The organism is Streptomyces sp. NPDC088766 (genome assembly GCF_044750845.1).
In the GTDB taxonomy this organism is placed as follows: domain Bacteria; phylum Actinomycetota; class Actinomycetes; order Streptomycetales; family Streptomycetaceae; genus Streptomyces.
Map to the genome: position 1 here is coordinate 15,011 of NZ_JBIVKQ010000040.1, position 18,543 is coordinate 33,553.

An 18,543-nucleotide genomic window follows, 5' to 3' on the forward strand; every position below is an offset into this window, starting at 1 on the left:
CACGGGGGCGCGTTCGTGTCGCGGCCTGTCCCGCCGATCACCGCGCGCCTACCGTCGACCGGAGGGCACGCGGGCGTGGCGGGGAGGTACGGCGATGGCGGGACGGGGCCCGCGCACCGGCGACGGCCGCGACACACCGCGGCACGGTCCCCGGGCGGCGCACGAGGACGACCCGCGCGCCTTCCCCGAACCCTCGCCGGTCCGCGTCCAGGACCTCGCCGGCCGCCTCCGCGGCACCGGCTTCCTGGCCGACCACCACGGCACCGTCGTCACCAGCCACGAGGCCGTCGACGGCCTGACCCGCCTCGTCCTGTTCGGCGCCGGCGACCGCGGCTGCGTCGTCACCGCCGACGAGGTCACCCCGCTCCCGGAGCTGGACCTGGCCCTCGTCCGCACCCAGGGCCTCGACGCGACCCCCCTGCCGGTCACCGTGCGCGAGGGCGTCGACAGCGGCACCTACGTCCGGCTGGCCGCCGGCTGCTGGCGCGAGGCGCGGGTGCTGACGGCGACCTCCGTGACGTACACGGCCACGGACCGCTTCCACCGCCTCCCGCACTGCCTGGAGCTGGCCATCGGCACGGCGGGGCGGGACGCGCTGCGGCTCGGCGGGGGCGCGGCCGGCGGGCCCGTGCTCGACGCGGAGACCGGCGCCGTCGTCGCCGTCCTGGGCACCGCCCTGCGCTCCGACCACCACGACACCGGTTTCGCCGTCCCCCTGCGCCCCGGCCCGCCGGGCGGCCCCCTCGCCGACCTGCTCGCCCGCAACGCCGCCACCGTCCCCGCCTACGGCGCCGACCTCAACCTGGCGGGCGTCCTCGAACTCGCGGCCACCTCCGTCGGCTCCGACGGACCGCCCGCCCATCCCCACGCCGCCGTCGAACGCGCCCTGCCCGCGCAGGAGTTCGCCGCATTCACCGAGAGCCGGGCCGCCGTCCTCGCCCTCGTCGGCGCCCCCGGCAGCGGCCGTACGACCGAACTCGCGGCCCTCGCCGGCCGGCGCGCCCGGGGCCCGGAACCGGCGCCCACACTGTGGCTGCGCGGCGCCGACCTGCGGGAGACGGACCGCTCCGTCGCCGACGCGGCCCGTCGCGCGCTGGCCCGCGCCGCCCGGATCGTCGCCGCGTCCCGCCCGGTCCCCGCCCCCGACGACCTGACCCCGCAGCGGCTCGCCGACCTCGCCCGCGCCGCCGGCCGCCCGATGCTGCTCCTCCTCGACGGCCCCGAGGAGATGCCGCCCCTCCTCGCCCACCGCCTCCCCGAGTGGACCGAGGGCACGGTCGGCTGGCTGCGGGAGACCGGAGCCCGGCTGGTGGTGGCGTGCCGGGCGGAGTACTGGGAGCAGGCGGGCCCCCACTTCCCGGCGGGCGTGCTGCACGGCCGCGCGGACCGGGACCTGCCGCCCCGCGTCCCGCTCGGCGGCCTCACCGGGGCCGAGGCCGAGGAGGCCCGTGCCCGGCTCGGCGTCCCGGACACCGCCCTCGCGGGCCCCGACGCCCGGCACCCCCTCACCCTCCGCCTGTACGCGGAGGTCCGCGCCGCCCTCCCCGGCACCGACCACACCACACCCGTCGGACGCGACGACCTCTTCGCCGCCCACCTCGACCTGCTGTGCCTGCGGATCGCGGTCCGGCTGGCCGCGGAGAACGGCGTGCGCGGCACCGCCGTACGCCTGCTCGCCGCGAAGGTGGCCGGACAGGTCCACGAGGCGGCCCGGCGCAGCCTCGGGCCGGGGCAGGGCGAGCTGGACCGGGCCTCGTTCGAGGCGGTGTTCCCGTGGGGGCCCGCGCCCGCCCGGCTCGGTGGCGGAACCGGCTGGGCGTCCGCCGTCCTCGCCGAAGGGCTCCTGGTGCCCGCCGGCGGCGGCTACCGCTTCGCCCACGAGGAACTCGCCGACTGGCTCCAGGGCCTCCACCTCGACCTGGACGAGGCCCTGCGTGTCCTCGTCCACCGCCCGCGCACTGCCGACGGCACCCACCCGCTGCCCGTCCCGCACCACCGCATCGGCCCCGTCGTCCAGGCGCTGCTGCACCTCGGCCGGCAACAGGGAACCCGGCAACTCGGCTTGCGCCTCACGGAGTTGACCCACGCGCTGGAGGCCGACCCGGAGTCCTGGTGGGCCGCCCGGCTGCTCGCCGAGACCCTGCCGCGCGTCCCGGACGCGACCCCGTACGCCGGCGTCCTGCGGCTCCTGGCCGACCTCGTCGTCAGCCGGTCCGGCCGGCCGGACCGGCCGGCCGGGTTCGGCCCGGACTTCTGGGCCGCCCTGCCGCTCCCGGCCGGCCTCCGCCTCGACCTCCTGCGCCGGCTGGTCCTCACGGACCCGGCACCGGACGCCGAGGACGTACCCCGCCACCTCGACGCCGTCGCCCGGCTGCTCGCCGACGACGCCACCGCCGTACAGCCGCTGCTCGCGCTCTGGTTCGACGACGAGCGGCCGCTTCCCGCGACACCGCACGCCACCGTGGCGACGGCCGCGCAGGCCCTGCTGCACACCCACCGGCACCGCGGCCTGGACGACCTCACCGAGGTCCTCGCGGACCGCGCGCACCCGCGCGGCGACGAACTCCTCGCCGTGCTCGCCGAGGAGGAGCCCTCCGCGCTGTGCCGGGCCGTGGACCGGTGGGCGCACGACGAGCGACCGCAGCGGCGGGCCGCGGCGATGGCGTACGGGCAGCACGCGGCGGCACACGCGCGTACCCGCCCCGACCGCGACCTGCTGCGGTACGCCGCCCTAGCCGTCCTCGCCCACCCCGCCGACCGGGACCTCCACGGCGCCGCCCTCGCCCTCCTCGTACGTGACCCCGAGGCCCGCGGCCGGCACCTTCCACGCGCCCTGGAGCGGTTCGCGCGGGAGGATCCGGACCTGCCCCCGAGCGCGCTGCTCACCGCCCTCACCACCCACCCGGAACCGGTCCTCGAGGCCTGCCGCGCCCGGCTGGACCGCCCCGGCACGGACCCCGGACCCCTGCTGCGCGCCCTGGTCGACGCCGCCACGCCCGCCCTGGCCCGCCGGGTGGCCCCGCTCCTGCGCGAGGTCCTGGAGCGGCGCCCGGAGGCCGTCGGCAACCTCGCCGCGTGTCTCGACGAGCGCCTCGACCTCGGACAGCCCGCCCCGGCCGTACTGTTTCCGCTGGTCACCGGGTTGCTGGACGGGGGATCCGAGGCGGTGCGGGCCGCCCTGGCCGGTGTCCTGGCCGGACCCGGCGACCTCCGCCGCGAACTGCTGGACTTCCTGCTCGCCCACGAACACGACGTCGCCGTCCTGGACGCCGTGCTGCACGCGGTCGGCCGGCTCAGCGGCCCGGACCTGCGCGTCCTCGTCCACCGCACCGGCCTCCTGCTGAGTCGCACCCCGGAGGGCGCCGCCCGCCTCGACCGCGGCCTGGTCGACCTGGCCCGCCACGTCCCCGGCTTCGCGGCACAGCTCGTGGACTGGCTCGCCGGACGGCCGGCGCAGTGGGAGGCGCTGGTCGGTCCGGGCGCCCGCCGCACGATCGAGCACCTGGCGGGTGCGCGGGTCACCGTCTGATCAGGGGCCACGCCGACGGTCCGAGGCAGTGGGGCGAGTCACAGCGCCCAAGCCCGATGCGGGCCGGAGACACCCGGCATGGCACCCTTAGAGCTGCGTACGCGGTCAACGGAACACACGAACACACCACCACACGACAAACACGGACACAGGTTCGAGGAGCGGTCACAGTGCAGCGCTGGCGTGGCTTGGAGGACATCCCCCAGGACTGGGGGCGCAGCGTCGTCACCATCGGCTCTTACGACGGCGTCCACCGCGGACACCAGCTGATCATCCGGCACGCCGTGGACCGGGCCCGCGAGCTGGACGTGCCCTGCGTCGTCGTCACCTTCGACCCGCACCCCAGCGAGGTCGTGCGCCCCGGCAGCCACCCGCCGCTGCTCGCCCCGCACCACCGCCGCGCCGAGCTGATGGCGGACCTGGGCGTGGACGCGGTCCTCGTCCTCCCCTTCACCACCGAGTTCTCGAAGCTGTCGCCCGCCGACTTCGTCGTCAAGGTCCTGGTCGACAAGCTGCACGCCAGGGCGGTCGTCGAGGGTCCCAACTTCCGCTTCGGCCACAAGGCCGCGGGCGACGTCGAGTTCCTCACCGAGCAGGGCAAGGTCTACGACTTCGAGGTCGAGGTCGTCGACCTGTTCGTCTGCGGCGACGCGGGCGGCGGCGAGCCGTTCTCCTCGACGCTGACCCGGCGCCTGGTCGCCGAGGGCGACGTCGGGGGCGCCGCGGAGATCCTGGGCCGGCCGCACCGCGTCGAGGGCGTGGTCGTGCGGGGCGCGCAGCGCGGCCGGGAACTCGGCTTCCCCACGGCGAACGTGGAGACCCTCCCGCACACCGCGGTCCCGGCCGACGGCGTCTACGCCGGCTGGCTGCACGTGGGCGACGAGGCGATGCCGGCCGCCATCTCCGTCGGGACCAACCCGCAGTTCGACGGCACCGAGCGCACGGTGGAGGCGTACGCCATCGACCGCGTCGGCCTCGACCTGTACGGCCTTCACGTGGCCGTCGACTTCCTGGCCTTCGTCCGCGGCCAGGCGAAGTTCGAGTCCCTGGAAGGGCTGCTCGAGCAGATGGCGGTGGACGTGAAGCGCTGCCGGGAGCTGGTGGCGGAGGCGGGCCGGTAGCCCGCCCGCTCCCACGACGGCGAAGGGCGGCCGGTGTCATCGGACACCGGCCGCCCTTCTTCCGCTGCTACCGCTACTGCTGCGGGGGCGGGGGCGGGGTCTGGCCGTCCGGGCCCTGGGGGTGGGGCGGGTAGGCGGGCTGCTGCTGGTACTGCTGGTACTGCTGGTCGTGGTTCAGATAGGGCCGGCCGGGCTGCGGCGCCTGCGGGTACGGCTGTTGGGGCAGGCCGTGCGGCGGCTGGGGCTGCGGCTGGCCCTGCGGAGGGTAGGGCCCGCCCGGCTGCTGGGGCGCGGCGGGGTAGGGCTGGCCGGGCTGCGGCTGCGGCTGGGCCTGGTACTGGTACGGCTGGGGCTGGGGCTGACCCGGCAGGGGCGGGGCGGCGACCGGCGGCGGGTTGCCGTCGCTGGTCCACAGGCCGTGCATCTGCTGGTGCCGGACGAAGTCCTCCGCGACCATCGCCGCGAGGTTGAAGTACGACTCCCGCACCTTCGGCCGCATCATGTCGAGGTCGACCTCGGCACCGGCGGCGAGGTGCTCGTCGAACGGCACCACGACGACACCCCGGCACCGCGTCTCGAAGTGGCTGACGATGTCCTCCACCTTGATCATCTTGCCGGTCTCGCGGACGCCGGAGATGACGGTGATGGAGCGCGAGACCAGCTCGGCGTACCCGTGCGCGGACAGCCAGTCCAGCGTCGTGCTGGCGCTGCTCGCGCCGTCCACCGACGGCGTCGAGATGATGATGAGCTGGTCCGCGAGGTCGAGCACCCCGCGCATGGCGCTGTAGAGCAGACCGGTGCCCGAGTCGGTGAGGATGATCGGGTACTGCTTGCCCAGCACGTCGATCGCGCGCCGGTAGTCCTCGTCGTTGAACGTCGTGGAGACGGCCGGGTCGACGTCGTTGGCGATGATCTCCAGGCCGGAGGCGGCCTGCGAGGTGAACCGCCGGATGTCCATGTAGGAGTTGAGGTACGGGATCGCCTGGACGAGGTCACGGATCGTGGCCCCGGTCTCGCGCCGCACCCGGCGGCCGAGCGTGCCGGCGTCGGGGTTCGCGTCGATCGCGAGGATCTTGTCCTGCCGCTCGGTGGCGAGGGTCGAGCCGAGCGCGGTGGTCGTGGTCGTCTTGCCGACGCCGCCCTTGAGGCTGATGACCGCGATGCGGTAGCAGGACAGCACCGGGGTCCGGATCAGCTCCAGCTTCCGCTGCCGCTCGGCCTCCTCCTTCTTGCCGCCGATCCTGAACCGGCCGCCGCCGGCGGTCGGACGGCTGCTCTTCGCCTTCTGCTTCTTGTTGTTGAGCAGTCGGTCGGAGGACAGCTCGACGGCCGCGGTGTAACCCAGCGGTGCGGCACCGGGGTTGACCGGCTGCCGCTGATCGTGCTGGATCGGCTGCGGCCAGGCGGCCCCGGCCCGGGGGTCGACTGGGGCCTGGGGAGGCTGGGGCGCGGGAGCTCCCTGCGACGGCTGTGCCACCTGTGCCGCGTGCGGCGGCTGTCCGGGGAAACCCTGGGCCGAGCCCTGCGGGAATCCCTGGGGCGGGGCGGACTGTGGGTGGCCGTCCGCCTGGTGGGGGGTACCGGGCTGGGCCTGAGGGGGCTGGGGGCCCTGCGGTGCTTGCGGTGCGTCCGTGGCCGGGGTTGGGGGCGGAGGCGAGGGCTGCGGGAAGCCGTAGCCGGCGGGGGCGGTCGGCGCCGGCGAGGCAGGAGGGGCCGCGGCCTGGTGGGGGCCGGGCGCGGGCGGCTCCGGGGCGGTCCGGGCCTGCTGGGGGAAGCCGTAACCCCCGGGGGCGGCGGGAGGCGTGGGCGCCGGGGGCTGCGGGAAGCCCTGGCCCGGCTGGGAGTTGGGCACCGAGGGCTGGGGGAAGCCGTAGCCCGGCTGGGAGTTGGGTGCGGGCGGGGGGCCCGGCTGCTGCTGCACGGCAGGGGCGGGAGGTTGGGGGAAGCCGTACCCGGCCGGAGGGGTGGTCGCGGGGGCCGGGGGCTGCGGGAAGCCGTAACCGGTCTGCGCGCCGGGCACGGGCTGGTGGCCCGGCTGCTGGGTGGCAGGGGGCTGCGGGAAGCCGTACGCCGGCTGGGGCGCGGGCTCCGCCGTCGGCGTGGCGGGCGGCGCAGGGGTCCAGGCCGCCGGCGCGGGCGGTTGAGCCTGCGGCTGGGCGGGTGGCTGCGGAGCCGCCGCGGCCGGTGCGGGGGCGGGCGGCTGCGGTTGCTGCTGAGCCGGCCACTCGGCCGCCGGCGCGGGCGCGGCGGGCTGGTACGACGGCGGCAGCGGCGGCAGCCCGCTCTGCGGGGCCGGCGGGGGAGCCCAGGCGGGCGGAGCGTCCTGCGGAGCGGCCGCGTCCGCGGGGCCGGCGTCCGACTCGGCGGCGGGCACGCCGTCCGAGGGGTCCTCGTCGGCCGACTCCTCGTCCGCCGAATCCTCGTCGGCGGACTCGGCGACGGAATCCCCGGTGACGGCGGACACGGCCGCAGGAGTCGCGTCGTCCCCGGCGGTCGGTCCGGCGTCCTGCCGGACCCCGTCCGCCGCGTCGGAGGCGGCGCCCTCGGGCGCCGCTTCGCCGGACCCTGCCTCGGCGTCCGTCCCTTCGGCGTCCGTCCCCTCGGTGCCCGTCCCCTCGGCCTCCGCCTCGGAGGGAGAAGTCTCGCGGACCTCGTCGCTCGCGGCCTCGGCGCCGTCCGCCGGGGCCGTGGCGTCGGCCTCGGTCCCGCTGCCGGCCGTCGGGTGCGCCGTCTCGGCCCGCTCCGCGATCTGCCGCTTCAGGGCGACCGCCGAGAAGCGCATGGTCGCGCCGCTCTCGAGATCGCCGTTCCCGGAACCGCCCTCTTCCCCGGCGACGGGCACCGCGGGTTGAGGCTGCGGCTGCTGTGGCTGCGGCTGCTGCGGCTCGAACCCGGCGTCCGCCGGCAGCCGGGGCACGGCGACCGGCTCACCGACGGGAGCCGGCGAGGCCACGGGCGGCGCGGGCGGAGCGAACGGCGCTTGCGGAGCGGGAGCCACGGGCGGCGGGTACGGCGCTCCGGGCCCGGCCGCCGGTTCGGACGCGGGCGCCGGTGCGGGCGCAGGCGGTGTGACCGGTGCGGGCGCAGGCGGTGTGAAGGGAGCCCCGGACGCCGGAGGGCCCGGAGGCGCGTACGGCGCTCCGGGCGTCACGTTCGGGTGGGCCGGCGGAGCCGACCCACCGGCACCCGTGGCCGATCCGGCGCCCGACCCGGTCGTCGGCCCCGAGTCGCCCGCCGCGTTCTGCGTGTACCAAGCGGGCGGCGCGTAGTCGATGGTGAACTCGCCCGTCGTCTCGATGGCGGACTCCGCGTCGGTCTGGTCATCGCCGGGTGTGGCCCAGCCCCCGCGGATCCCGTCCCGATCGCTGCTCACAGTTCCTCCTGGTGTGGTCGAGCACCCTCAAGCCGTGCCGGGGCGACCGTTTCTCGTCGTACGCGGTGGTCCGAGGCCGTCTGGGGTCGTCTGAGGTCGTCCGAAGTACCGGCTTCCCCCCGGGACGCCGACGCCCACCCCACGGTTTCCGGCATCGCGCCCGGCACCAGCCTAATCATCGGATGCCCCGCCCAGGCAGGCCCGCCCACCCTCGGCACCAGTCCATCACGTCACCGGCCTCCCGACGAGTGAGCTCGCATGCGTCACGCCCCGGCAAAACGGCCATAACATCACAACTGCCTTACGGGGCAGCCGGAAAGAGGGAAACCGGGGAAGCCGCGGAGCTGCTCAGTCCATACGACGGGGTGTGCCCAGCAGCCCGATCTCCGCGTCCGTCGGCTGCGTCATCACGTACTGCCGGTCGCGGTCGGCGCACCACAGGGTGAAGCCGTCGGCGAGCGTCGGCAGGGCCTCCACGTCCGCGCGCGGCAGCGCCAACGCGCGGCCCAGCTCCGCCGACTCGTCCGGCGAGATCCGCTGCACGCCGACGAGCCTGGCCTGCCGCAGCAGCCGGGGGGCGACCGGGGAGAGGTACGGCAGCAGGGTGAGCACGGACTGCCAGGGCCCGGAGGCGACGCGTCCGCGCGGCGGGCGCATCCCGCAGTCCCGCACCACCAGCACCGGGGTGCCCGCCGACGCGCCCTGCGGGGGCACCCGGCCGACCTCGTACACCGCCAGGCCGTTCTGCCCGCCGCCCATGGCGTGCACCATCTGCGCCCACGCCTGCGGCCGGCCCGTCTCCACGGCCACCCGCGCCCCGGTGGCCGCCGCCCTGAGCGCGAGCACCTGGGCGGTCCACAGACCTCCGATCAGGACGACGTCGTACGGCGTGGGCCGGTTGATGCCCAGGACGGCGGGCCGGCCCTCGGCGTCCACGCCGATGACGACGCCGTCGTCCCCGATCGGCAGCGCCAGCGCGCCCAGTTGATCCATGGACACCGAGTGCCGCCCGTGCCGCGGACCGATCAGCCCGAAGCCGGCGCGCGGCAACCGGTGTCCCGGGACGCCGGAAGAGGGCTCGGGCCCGCCGGTCCGTGCCGTCGTCGTCATCGGACACCTCCGAGGGGCAGTGTGGCCAGGATGCCGGGCACCTGTTCGCGGTCGAGGCGGGCGAGCCCCGCGCCGGTGTGCCGGGCCGCGCCCTGCACCGCGCGCCTGGCCGCCACGAGTTCGTCGTCACTGCGTCCCGTCACCCGGACGTGTCCGCTCAGGGACACCTCCTGCCGCTCGCCGCGCGCGAGGGTGAGACTGAAGGTCGTCGCCAGCGCCGGGACGGCGGTGACCAGGGCGACGAACTGCGGCAGCGACGGACCGCCGTCACCGCCCAGCGCGGGCCACCGGCGCACCCAGTACGTCGTGTGCCGCCGGTTGTCGCACCGCCAGCTCCGGCCGGACTCCTCGGTGCGCCGGTCCACCGCCCCGGTCCGCCCGGCCTCCGCCGTCACCAGCGGGTTGGCACACACCGAGGTGGCGAGGGCGGCCGTCAGCCCCTCCTCGTCGAGCACGGTCGCCCGGAACCCGGCGCCGGTCAGCCGGCTCGCCAGATGGTCGGCCGCCCGCACGACGCACTTCTGCGCGCCGACGAGACCACCGCCGCGTGCGGCGACGGCCTCCGGGCACAGCTCCGGGTCCAGCTTCAACGCGATCCACGTGATGCGCACCGCCGGGGCGCCGGTCTGCTCCTGCAGCGGCGCGTAGTTGGCGACGGCCACGGACTGGCGCGGCAGGTGCAGCGCGGGCGCGGGCTGGGTGTGCAGCACGATCTGCGCGGACTCCAGACGGATGCCGTCCACGTCGAGCGCGTCGTGCACCAGGGCGAGCGGCAGCGGCTGCCGGCTGCGCTCGGCCCGCAGCGCGGTCGCGTCCGCCTCGACCTGGAGCACGGCGGTGACGAACGTGCCGTCGCCGACGATCCCGACGGGCCGCCGGTCACGGCTGCCGTACTCGTAGGTGCGCAGGCTCGGGTCGCACTCCAGGGCCGGGGCGAACCCCGGCTCGGTCCCGGGCGGTATCTCCAGCTTGGCGGCCTGCCGGCGGCGTGCCTTCAGCGCCCGCGCGGTGGCCAGCCACTCCGGGAGGGAACGGCCCCGGCGGCGCGCCACCGAGAGCACCACCAGCACCGCCGCGACGACACCGGCCGCGCCCAGGGCCACCGGGCCGATCACCCAGCCGACCAGCAGGACGGCGGCCGCGGTCTCCCACAGGACGAGGCGTTGCAGCCGGAACGCCCCGGCGGCCCCCGAACGCACCTTGAGATGGAGCGCCCCCGGGGCCCCCGACGTCGCCGACCGCTGCGACACCCGCGGCGGCTGCGGTCCGGACGCCGAGGAGCCCCGCGTCCGCGACCGGCCACCGGAGCGCACGCGCGTTCCCGAAGCCATCACTCCATCTCCCCGTTCTGCTCACGACTCGCCCGCAAATCAGCACCCCACAGGGCACTTGACGGCCCGGGAACCCTACCCGCTCCCCAAGTCCCCGCAGATACCAGGCATAGTAGGGGGCCGCTCCGACATCGGGGGCGGGGGACCGCGTCACCCGCGCGTGCGGCCCGGACGGAAAACGGGGAGAGACACAGACAGATGGCATCCCGGCGCGATCAGCTCAATGCCTACACCTTCGCGAAGCGCCGCATGCTCGCGGCCTTCCTGCAGTCGTCGCCCGACGGTTCGGAGGAGGGAGCGCCACGACCCCTGCGGTCCGTCCTGCCGGGCATCGTCGTCGGAGTGATCGTCATGGCGGTCTTCGGCGCGTGGGGCATGTTCAAGCCGACCGCGCCCAAGGGCTGGGACGAGCCCAACGCCAAGGTGATCGTGGCCAGCAAGTCCACGACGCGGTACGTCGTCCTGAAGACCGACGGCCAGGTCCAGCTCCACCCCGTCCTCAACATGGCCTCCGCCAGACTGCTCCTCGCCGACGGCCGCGGCGACGTCGTGACCGTCGCCGAGTCCGTCCTCGACAACGGCAAGATCCCGCACGGCGTCACCATCGGCATCCCGTACGCGCCGGACCGGCTGCCCCCGGCGTCCGAGGCGGGCACCGGCAAACGCTGGGTGGTCTGCGAACGTCCGGGCGCGGGCGACGACGGCTCCGTCCAGAAGGCCGCGCTGGTGCTCTCCTCGCGCGACATGAAGCTCACCGACGGCAAGGGCCGCCTGCACGGCGGCCAACTGCTCTACATCGCCGACCCGGACGGCAAGCGGTACGTCGTGGACGCGGGCGGCGCCTTCTACCCCGTCGACAAGAGCGACGAACTGCTGCTGCGCGCCGTGGTCGGCTCCGGCCGGGAGCCCCAGCGGGTCTCCGCGGAGTGGCTGGCCACCCTGCACCCGGGCGACGCGATCACCTTCCCGGCGGTCACCGGGCAGCCGGGCGCGGCGGCCGGGGCACCGGGGCAGCTGGACGCGTCGGTCAACAAGGTCGGCATGGTCCTCAAGGCGTTCGACAACAACGCGGAGCAGTACTACGTGGTACTGCCCGGCCGCGTCGCCCCGATCTCCGCCTTCATCGCCCAACTGCTGCTGTTCAGCGAGGAACTGGCCCCTCTCGGCCAGGCCGGGCAGGCCCACGAGGTCAGCCCCGGCGCGATCGTGCCGGGCCAGGCGTTCGGCACCGGGCACAACTGGCCGACCGGGGACCCGGTGCCCGTCAACGAGGCGTCGGCCGCCTCCGGCAGCCGCAGCACGATCTGCAACGTCCTGCGCGACGTGGACGCGGGCTCGGGCGCCACCACCCTCAGCACCTGGGTGGGCACGGACTACCCGGCCAAGCTGCCCACCGGAGCCTCCAGCGCCTACGTCACCCCCGGCTCCGGCCAGCTCTACCGCCAGTTCCAGGGCGAACAGACCAAGACCGGACCGGTGTTCCTCGTCACCGACACGGGCCTGCGCTACGTCCTCCAGTCCAACGCCGACAGCGCCACGGACGACGCCGGGATCGGCACCACGGCCAAGGAACGCGAGCAGCTCCAGCGCGAGGCGCAGCAGGCCCAGAACCGGCTCGGCTACAAGGACGTGGACCCGGCGCCGATCCCCGCCGCCTGGTCGGAGTTCCTGCCCACGGGCCCGCGCCTGTCGACGGCCGCGGCACGCCAGCCGCAGGGATCGTGAGGAGGCGGACGGCAGTGCTTCGTACGACACTGGCGGCGGCCGCGACGCTGCTGACGACGGCCACGGTCCTCGCGCCCCCCGCCGAGGCGGCCGGCAAACTGCCCTACTCGGACCAGTGCAGCTTCCCCAACGGCCTGTATCCGGGCCGCCCCTGGTCCCTCCAGCGCGTCCTCCTGGACGAACTGTGGAGCCAGTCCAAGGGCCAAGGCGTGCGGGTGGCGGTCGTCGACACCGGCGTGGACGTCAAGAACCCGCAGCTCACCGGCGCGGTCGATGCCAAGAGCGGCCGCAACCTCCTGCCGAGGAACCTCAAGGACGAGAACGGCGACCCGATCGAGCGGGGCGCGGAGAACGGCACGACCGACACCGTCGGGCACGGCACCAAGGTCGCCGGCATCATCGCGGCCCGCCCCGCCGACGGCACCGGCTTCGTGGGCCTCGCGCCCGAGGCGACGATCATCCCGATCCAGCAGAACGACGCCGAGGGCCACGGCGACACGGGCACCCTGGCCGACGCGATCCGCTACGCCGTCCAGGCCAAGGCCCAGGTCATCAACATCTCCCAGGACACCTCCCAGGCGGCCCGGCCCGACTCCGACCTGGAGAAGGCGATCGACGAGGCGCTGGCCCGGCAGATCGTGGTCGTGGCCTCGGCCGGCAACGACGGCGTCGGCGGCAACACCAAGAAGACCTACCCGGCGTCCTACGAGGGCGTCCTCGCGGTCGCCGCCTCGGACCGCAACAACGAACGCGCCTCGTTCTCGCAGTCCGGCGACTTCGTCGGCGTGGCGGCCCCCGGCGTCGACATGATCTCCACGGTCCCGCAGGGCGGCCACTGCTCCGACAACGGTACGAGCTTCTCGGCGCCGTACGTCGCGGGCGTGGCGGCCCTGATCAAGGCCAAGCACCCCGACTGGACCGCCGGCCAGGTCGTCGCCCAGATCGAACAGACCGCCGAGCGCACGATCGCCGGCCACGACCGCCTGGTCGGCTGGGGCGTCGTCGACCCGGTCCGCGCCCTGACGGAGGACGACCACCCGATCGAGTCCCCCAGCCCCCAGGACGGCCTCGCCCGGGCCAAGGCCCCGACGGCCGCGAAGTTCCAGGTGGGCGAGACCCCCGACGAACGCAACGCCCGCCTCGCCACCTACGTGGCCGTGGCCGCGGCGGTTCTCGTCGCAGGCCTCGGCGGCACGGCGGTGGCGATCCGCGACGCACGGCGCCGGGCCCGGAGGATCGCGGGGACGGAGCAGGGACAGCGCCGGTTGCCGGCCGCCGATTGCCCCCCGTGAAGAATCCGTGGAGCCCCGGCGGGTAGTAGCAGACCTGTTTCGTATGACAGTTGGGGCTGTCGGAGGAAGTCATTACAGTGGAGATGTTGCGGTCATGAACACCTGAGGAGCGTGGGCTGCTCAGCACGGTCGCCGACAACGGGGAACGGGGAGGGAAGGCTTCGTGCTTCCTGCAGACATGGGCGGTGGTGCCGCCGACGTACGGCGTGGCCTGATGGCGCTTTCGACGTTCAAGAAGCGCGTGGACGACCTGCTGACCGCCTTCGAGGACTCGGCGGGCGGCTCGTCCAAGGTCGCGGCGCACAGCCTGTCGGAGACCGCTTTCGGGACGGGCGACTTCCCGGAAGCGAAGACACTTCACCTGGAGTACGAGCGCGTCCACGAGCGCATCACGACGCTCTCCAAGTCGCTCGGCCTCCAGCTCGAGGCGATGCAGATCGCCGTCCACGGCGTGGACGTCACCTTCGACAATCTCGAGGACGACCTGCGCTACCGGTTCCACGAGATCCGGACCGAGGTCAACCGGGACCGCACCGAGATGCTCAACGAGCACCTCAAGCGCGACAACAAGGCCGACCACACGGACGCGGGGTACTGATGAGCGGCGGCAGCAAGAAGCCCGACCACTACCAGGCCGAACGCCAGGACGCGGCCCAGCAGAACTCCACCGTGGACAACGTCAGGAACGTGGCCGCCGCGGTCAGCCCCTTCTCCGGCGGCAGTCCCGTCAACTTCGGCACGAGCAACTTCGAGGGCCACGACCTCAACGAGATGATCGACATCGTGGAGTCGGCGAGCCCGGAAACGCTGGAGAGCGCGGCCAAGGCCCTCGTCGACGCCCGGGACGCCATCAACGAGGCCGCCAACGAACTCAGCCGCAACCTCGGCGCCGTCGACTGGGAGGGCGAGGCCCACACCGCCTTCTACAACTGGGGCATGGACCTGACCACCACGGCACTGGCGCTGGCCGGTTACGCCGACGAGGTGGGCACCCAGATCCTGGCGGCGGGCTCCGGCCTCGCCTCCGTACGCAAGTCCATGCCACCGCGCGACACCCGCACCGACCGCAAGACGGTCGACGACTTCCCGGTGCCCGCGCAGGTCGACTCCAACAAGGACTACACGGCAGCGCTCAAGGCCGAGAAGGACCGCCAAGAGGCGATCAACCAGATGTACCGACTGGCCTCGTTCTACACGGTGTCGAGCGGGATGATGCAACTGGCCGAGGAACCGGTGTTTCCGAAGATGCCGGATGTGGGGGTACCGACGCCGACAAGTGTCAGGGGGGAGCAGCCTCCCGGGGAGCAGAAGGCCAGCCTCCGCCCTCGCTCGAGTGGCGTGGAACAAGGAGTGCATCACTCCGTGAATGCCACGACCGAGCGATCGCGGCCCGAATCTTCCCTGCCGCCCACAGGAGGGGTGGCCGATCCTCTAACACGGCCCGAGAGCCACGTCGGTACGCAGATCGACAGCGTCGGCACACTGCCGCCACAGGATGCAGCGAAGCCGACGACCGTAGGCCCCTCGTCGACGGCTGTTCCCAATGGAACTCCGTTGGGAACAACTCCACCTATTGCCCCTGTAGGCGTTCCTCCAACCTTTCGAGGACAGTCGGGGCGTACCTCAGGGTTTGGAGGTGTGCCGGCAAGCAAGCTTCCTACCTCGGCTCAGGGACGGGTCGGTGGTATGCCGGGTGGCGCTGCGGCAGGGCGTACGGGAACGGGACCGACGGGACGTGTGTCCGTGCCAGGTCAGGCAGGCGGACGTGGCGCGGGTCCTATGGGGCGTGGCGTTGTCGGTGGGGTACCAAAAGCTGGAGGGCAGGTGGCTGGACGTACCGGGGGCGTCCCCCGAGGCCCGGTCACCGGCATGGGTGCGATTAATCCCGGACGCACAGGCGCCGGACGTTCCGGGACCGGGCGTACCAGTGATGGGGTCGTTGGCGGGAGGCCTGTCACTGGCGGCGCCTCCGGTACCAACCGCTCCAGACTGCCGCGCGGCACGGTCGTCGGTGGTGAGGGTGCGCCGACCTCGCGGGCTATGGGCGAGAGGCCCGGCCAGCGCGGGGTGATCGGGAAGTCTGGCCCGACGACGGGCGCGGGCTCGGGACGAACGGTTCGCCGCCCGGTCGGCAGCACTGAAGGCGTGGTCGGAACGCCGAAGGGTCGAACTCCCGGAAACAGGAACGGTGGAAACACGTCAGGTGATCCGGGCGTGCCCCGTGGTGCCGCACGCAGTCAGCGTTCCGACAAGAAACGTTCGCGCCGGGACGAACAGCGCGATGACGTGTCGTCGACCGACTGACCGACAAGAGCGAGGACAGGCAGAGGCATGGTGGCAGGGATCAGCCGACGCGGTGGGCGGAGCACGTCTTTCGCGGGGCGAAACGGGAGACGGGTGTCCGCCGTCTGTTCAGCGCTCGGCGTCTTGGCAATCCTCTCGGCAGGTCTGGCTCCGAGCGCTTCGGCCGCCGACGTTCAGTCGCAGCAGTGGTATTTGTCGGCGATGAAAGCCGAGGAGATGTGGAAGGTGAGCACCGGTAAGGGTGTGAAGGTCGCCGTCATTGACAGCGGGGTCAACCCTGACACCCCATCTCTTAAGGGACAGGTACTCGCCAATGAGGTGTCTCCTGCCGTTGGGTACGGCGCAACACAGGACTACTTGGGCCACGGAACCACCATGGCTGAATTGATCGCTGGTACCGGTGCTGGTGAGGGACTTAAGGGCCTTGCCCCCGAAGCCAAGATTGTCCCTTACCGCATCAAGACCGACGACCTGAAGGGTGCGGCAGAGCGGAAGAAGACTGCAACCTCTGCCCAGGCAATCAGAGCCGCCGCTGAAAGCGACGTCAAAATCATCAGCATGTCCTACGGCAGTCCTGGTGACAATCCGGAGGAGGCGGCGGCCGTCAAATATGCTCAGTCCAAGGGCAAGTTGATGTTTGCGGCCGTGGGAAATGATGCGGATCGGAAGGCCCCTATCGGGTATCCGGCTGCGTACCCCTATGTCGTGGGAGTTGCCGCATCGGACGAGAATGGAAAAGCCGGAGACTTCTCGGAGTACGGGAACTATGTTGACCTGGCCTCCCCTGGACTGAACGTCCCCACATGGTGCGACAACACCCTCCGCTCGTACTGCACAGGCCAAGGCACCAGCCAAGCCACCGCCATCGCCTCCGCCTCCGCCGCCCTCATCTGGTCCGCCCATCCCGACTGGACGGCGAACCAGGTCCTCGCCAGCCTGATCGACACCGCCGGCCGTGACTGGGCGAAGGACGATCCGAGCACGTATCTCGGATACGGCCTGATCCGCCCCCGCAAGGTGCTGGAGAACAAGAACTTCGATCCCGGCGCGGCCGACACCGATCCGCTGGCCAAGGAGAACTCTGCGGGCGTCACGGGTGACACGCCGACCTCCCCTTCCGCATCAACCTCGTCACAGCCCTCGAAAAACCCTTCAGGCGGCCAGACTTCGGCGGCAGGATCAAGCTCGGATTCTTCCGACGACAACACCACGATGTGGGTCACCCTCGGAGCCGCGGCGGCCGTGTTGGTGATCGGCGGTGGCGCCTTCGCGGTGGTGCGTTCACGGCGCGGCGCATGACGAGCGACGTACCACGGCCAGCCGCACACAACCGTTCTGGTGCGGAAACGCACGCAGAAACGAACCACAGCTCATACGAAAAGGGGTGCCGAAATGGTCGACCGCAAGCTTAATGACGGCGACGTACAGAAGCTCCAGACGGAAGTCATCGACCGGTACGACAACATCCGGGCCTCGCTGGCGAAGCTGCAGGGCACGATCGACATGATCGAGAAGGCCTGGACGGGTCAGGGCGCCAACGCGTTCAACGTCAAGCAGACGGAGATCAACGGCCACATGGTCGCGATCGGCAAGATGCTCGACGACTTCCTCGAGGGCATCCACATGAACAAGACCGACAAGCGCAACCTCGAGGACCAGATCGAGGCCGACCTCAAGCAGATCTCGGTCGAGGACCTGGGCGGGAAGACGTCGGCGCTGAACAGCTACTGACGGGTCGGTGGCGGTACTGAGCCACACCGTTTTCCGGGCTGCGCAGTCCGGCTGAACCTTCAAGGAAACGAGGAAACATGACCGGAGCCCACTACGACGACCTCGCCGTCACGTACGGCACCATGGACGCGCTCGCCACCGAACTCGGCGACCAGGCCAAGAAGCTCGAGGAGGACCTCGAAGCCCTGAGGCAGGCCGTGCTCAACGTGTCCGCGGGCTGGGGCGGCGAGGCGTTCCAGGCGTTCCAGGGCAAGAGCGAGGAGTGGAACAAGCACGCGCGGGGCATTCACGCGGCGCTGGTCCAGATCTCGCAGAAGGTCCACACCGCCGGCGGCGACTACCGCGGCGGCGACCTGAAGGGCGCGAGCTACTTCCAGTAGGCGAGAGCGTAGACGCGAAACCGGGGTGGGCACGCACGGGAGGTGCCCACCCCGTCACTTCAGGTCGGCATACGCTCTGGCCGCGCATTGCGGTGGGAGGTGGTCCAGAGAGCGATCAGCCGCACTCGCTGGAGTCTTCGAGTGCCTTCGTATAGGCCATGATCAGTTTCTTCATCGCGCCCGAGTCGGATCGATCGGGGGTGAACACCTGGATCACGGCATACAGGTTCTGATCGGGATGATCCGAGGACCTGCACGATGTCGCGGTCTTGCCCACGGCACCCGTACCCGAATAAAGATAGCGATTGTCGTCGGTCACTTGGCCGTCGTCCATCTTGTCGTACGCGGCGGCGACAGTGGATGCGCTCTCCCCGTTGCTCCACCACGTCTGGGTCTGCCGAACTGAGACATTGCCGTCGATGACGAGGTCACAGCGTTTCGTGCCCCCGTTGGGAGACGAGGGCTTCACGGAGACGGAGTCACCCTCTGGAAGGAAACCGTCGAGCAGTTCGGGGTCCAGTGAAATGCCGCAGAGAGCGCTGGGCGTCGTGTAGTTCTTCTCTTCTTCTCCGCCTGAGCAAGCGGAGAGTGCCAGTGATCCGGCCAGCGCCATGACGGCGGAGACCGAGACTCGGACGGATCGTGCG

13 protein-coding genes are annotated in these 18,543 nt (G+C 72.7%); 9 read left to right on the forward strand and 4 right to left on the reverse strand.

Annotated elements, in window-relative coordinates; all coding sequences use genetic code 11:
• The first annotated feature begins 94 nt into the window (after positions 1-94).
• Positions 95-3,529, forward strand: coding sequence for a trypsin-like peptidase domain-containing protein (locus tag ACIP5W_RS34215; protein WP_401481712.1), 3,435 nt, complete (start codon positions 95-97; stop codon positions 3,527-3,529).
• A gap of 170 nt (positions 3,530-3,699) precedes the next feature.
• A complete protein-coding gene (locus ACIP5W_RS34220) occupies positions 3,700-4,650 on the forward strand; it encodes a bifunctional riboflavin kinase/FAD synthetase (protein WP_401481714.1) in 951 nt (316 codons plus the stop codon).
• Between the two features lie 73 nt (positions 4,651-4,723).
• Here the strand turns inward: ACIP5W_RS34220 and ACIP5W_RS34225 are convergent, their stop codons facing one another.
• The 3 genes from ACIP5W_RS34225 to eccE all read right to left on the reverse strand — a co-directional run bounded on the left by ACIP5W_RS34225 (position 4,724) and on the right by eccE (position 10,464).
• Positions 4,724-8,023 (reverse strand): SCO5717 family growth-regulating ATPase, encoded by a 3,300-nt coding sequence (locus ACIP5W_RS34225; RefSeq protein WP_401481716.1) that lies wholly within the window; start codon positions 8,021-8,023, stop codon positions 4,724-4,726.
• A gap of 348 nt (positions 8,024-8,371) precedes the next feature.
• A complete protein-coding gene (locus ACIP5W_RS34230) occupies positions 8,372-9,133 on the reverse strand; it encodes a hypothetical protein (RefSeq protein ID WP_401481718.1) in 762 nt (253 codons plus the stop codon).
• Complete coding sequence (gene eccE, locus ACIP5W_RS34235) at positions 9,130-10,464, reverse strand: type VII secretion protein EccE (RefSeq protein WP_401481720.1); 1,335 nt, start codon at positions 10,462-10,464, stop codon at positions 9,130-9,132. The genes ACIP5W_RS34230 and eccE overlap by 4 nt, the downstream gene beginning before the upstream one ends.
• Before the next feature lie 198 nt (positions 10,465-10,662).
• Here eccE and eccB point away from each other — a divergent pair, with 198 nt between their 5' ends.
• From eccB to ACIP5W_RS34270, 7 genes are all read left to right on the forward strand, one after another.
• Positions 10,663-12,189, forward strand: a complete 1,527-nt coding sequence (gene eccB, locus ACIP5W_RS34240) for a type VII secretion protein EccB (RefSeq protein WP_401481722.1) — start codon at positions 10,663-10,665, stop codon at positions 12,187-12,189.
• Between the two features lie 14 nt (positions 12,190-12,203).
• Complete coding sequence (gene mycP / locus ACIP5W_RS34245) at positions 12,204-13,481, forward strand: type VII secretion-associated serine protease mycosin (protein WP_401481724.1); 1,278 nt, start codon at positions 12,204-12,206, stop codon at positions 13,479-13,481.
• A gap of 163 nt (positions 13,482-13,644) precedes the next feature.
• Positions 13,645-14,079, forward strand: coding sequence for a hypothetical protein (locus ACIP5W_RS34250; RefSeq protein ID WP_401481726.1), 435 nt, complete (start codon positions 13,645-13,647; stop codon positions 14,077-14,079).
• The gene (locus tag ACIP5W_RS34255) at positions 14,079-15,785 is read left to right on the forward strand and encodes a hypothetical protein (RefSeq protein ID WP_401481728.1); all 1,707 of its coding nucleotides are present in this window, start codon (positions 14,079-14,081) and stop codon (positions 15,783-15,785) included. Before ACIP5W_RS34250 ends, ACIP5W_RS34255 begins: the two co-directional genes overlap by 1 nt.
• A 93-nt stretch (positions 15,786-15,878) precedes the next feature.
• Positions 15,879-17,084, forward strand: coding sequence for a S8 family serine peptidase (locus tag ACIP5W_RS34260; protein ID WP_401481730.1), 1,206 nt, complete (start codon positions 15,879-15,881; stop codon positions 17,082-17,084).
• 93 nt (positions 17,085-17,177) lie between these two features.
• Complete coding sequence (locus ACIP5W_RS34265) at positions 17,178-17,516, forward strand: WXG100 family type VII secretion target (protein ID WP_382782798.1); 339 nt, start codon at positions 17,178-17,180, stop codon at positions 17,514-17,516.
• A gap of 77 nt (positions 17,517-17,593) precedes the next feature.
• On the forward strand, positions 17,594-17,896 hold the full coding sequence (locus ACIP5W_RS34270) for a WXG100 family type VII secretion target (protein WP_401481733.1): 303 nt from the start codon (positions 17,594-17,596) through the stop codon (positions 17,894-17,896).
• Positions 17,897-18,011: 115 nt separating this feature from the next.
• Here ACIP5W_RS34270 and ACIP5W_RS34275 read toward each other — a convergent pair whose 3' ends face one another.
• Entirely contained in the window at positions 18,012-18,509 is a 498-nt protein-coding gene (locus tag ACIP5W_RS34275) for a hypothetical protein (RefSeq protein WP_401481735.1), read from the reverse strand.
• Positions 18,510-18,543: the final 34 nt, after the last annotated feature.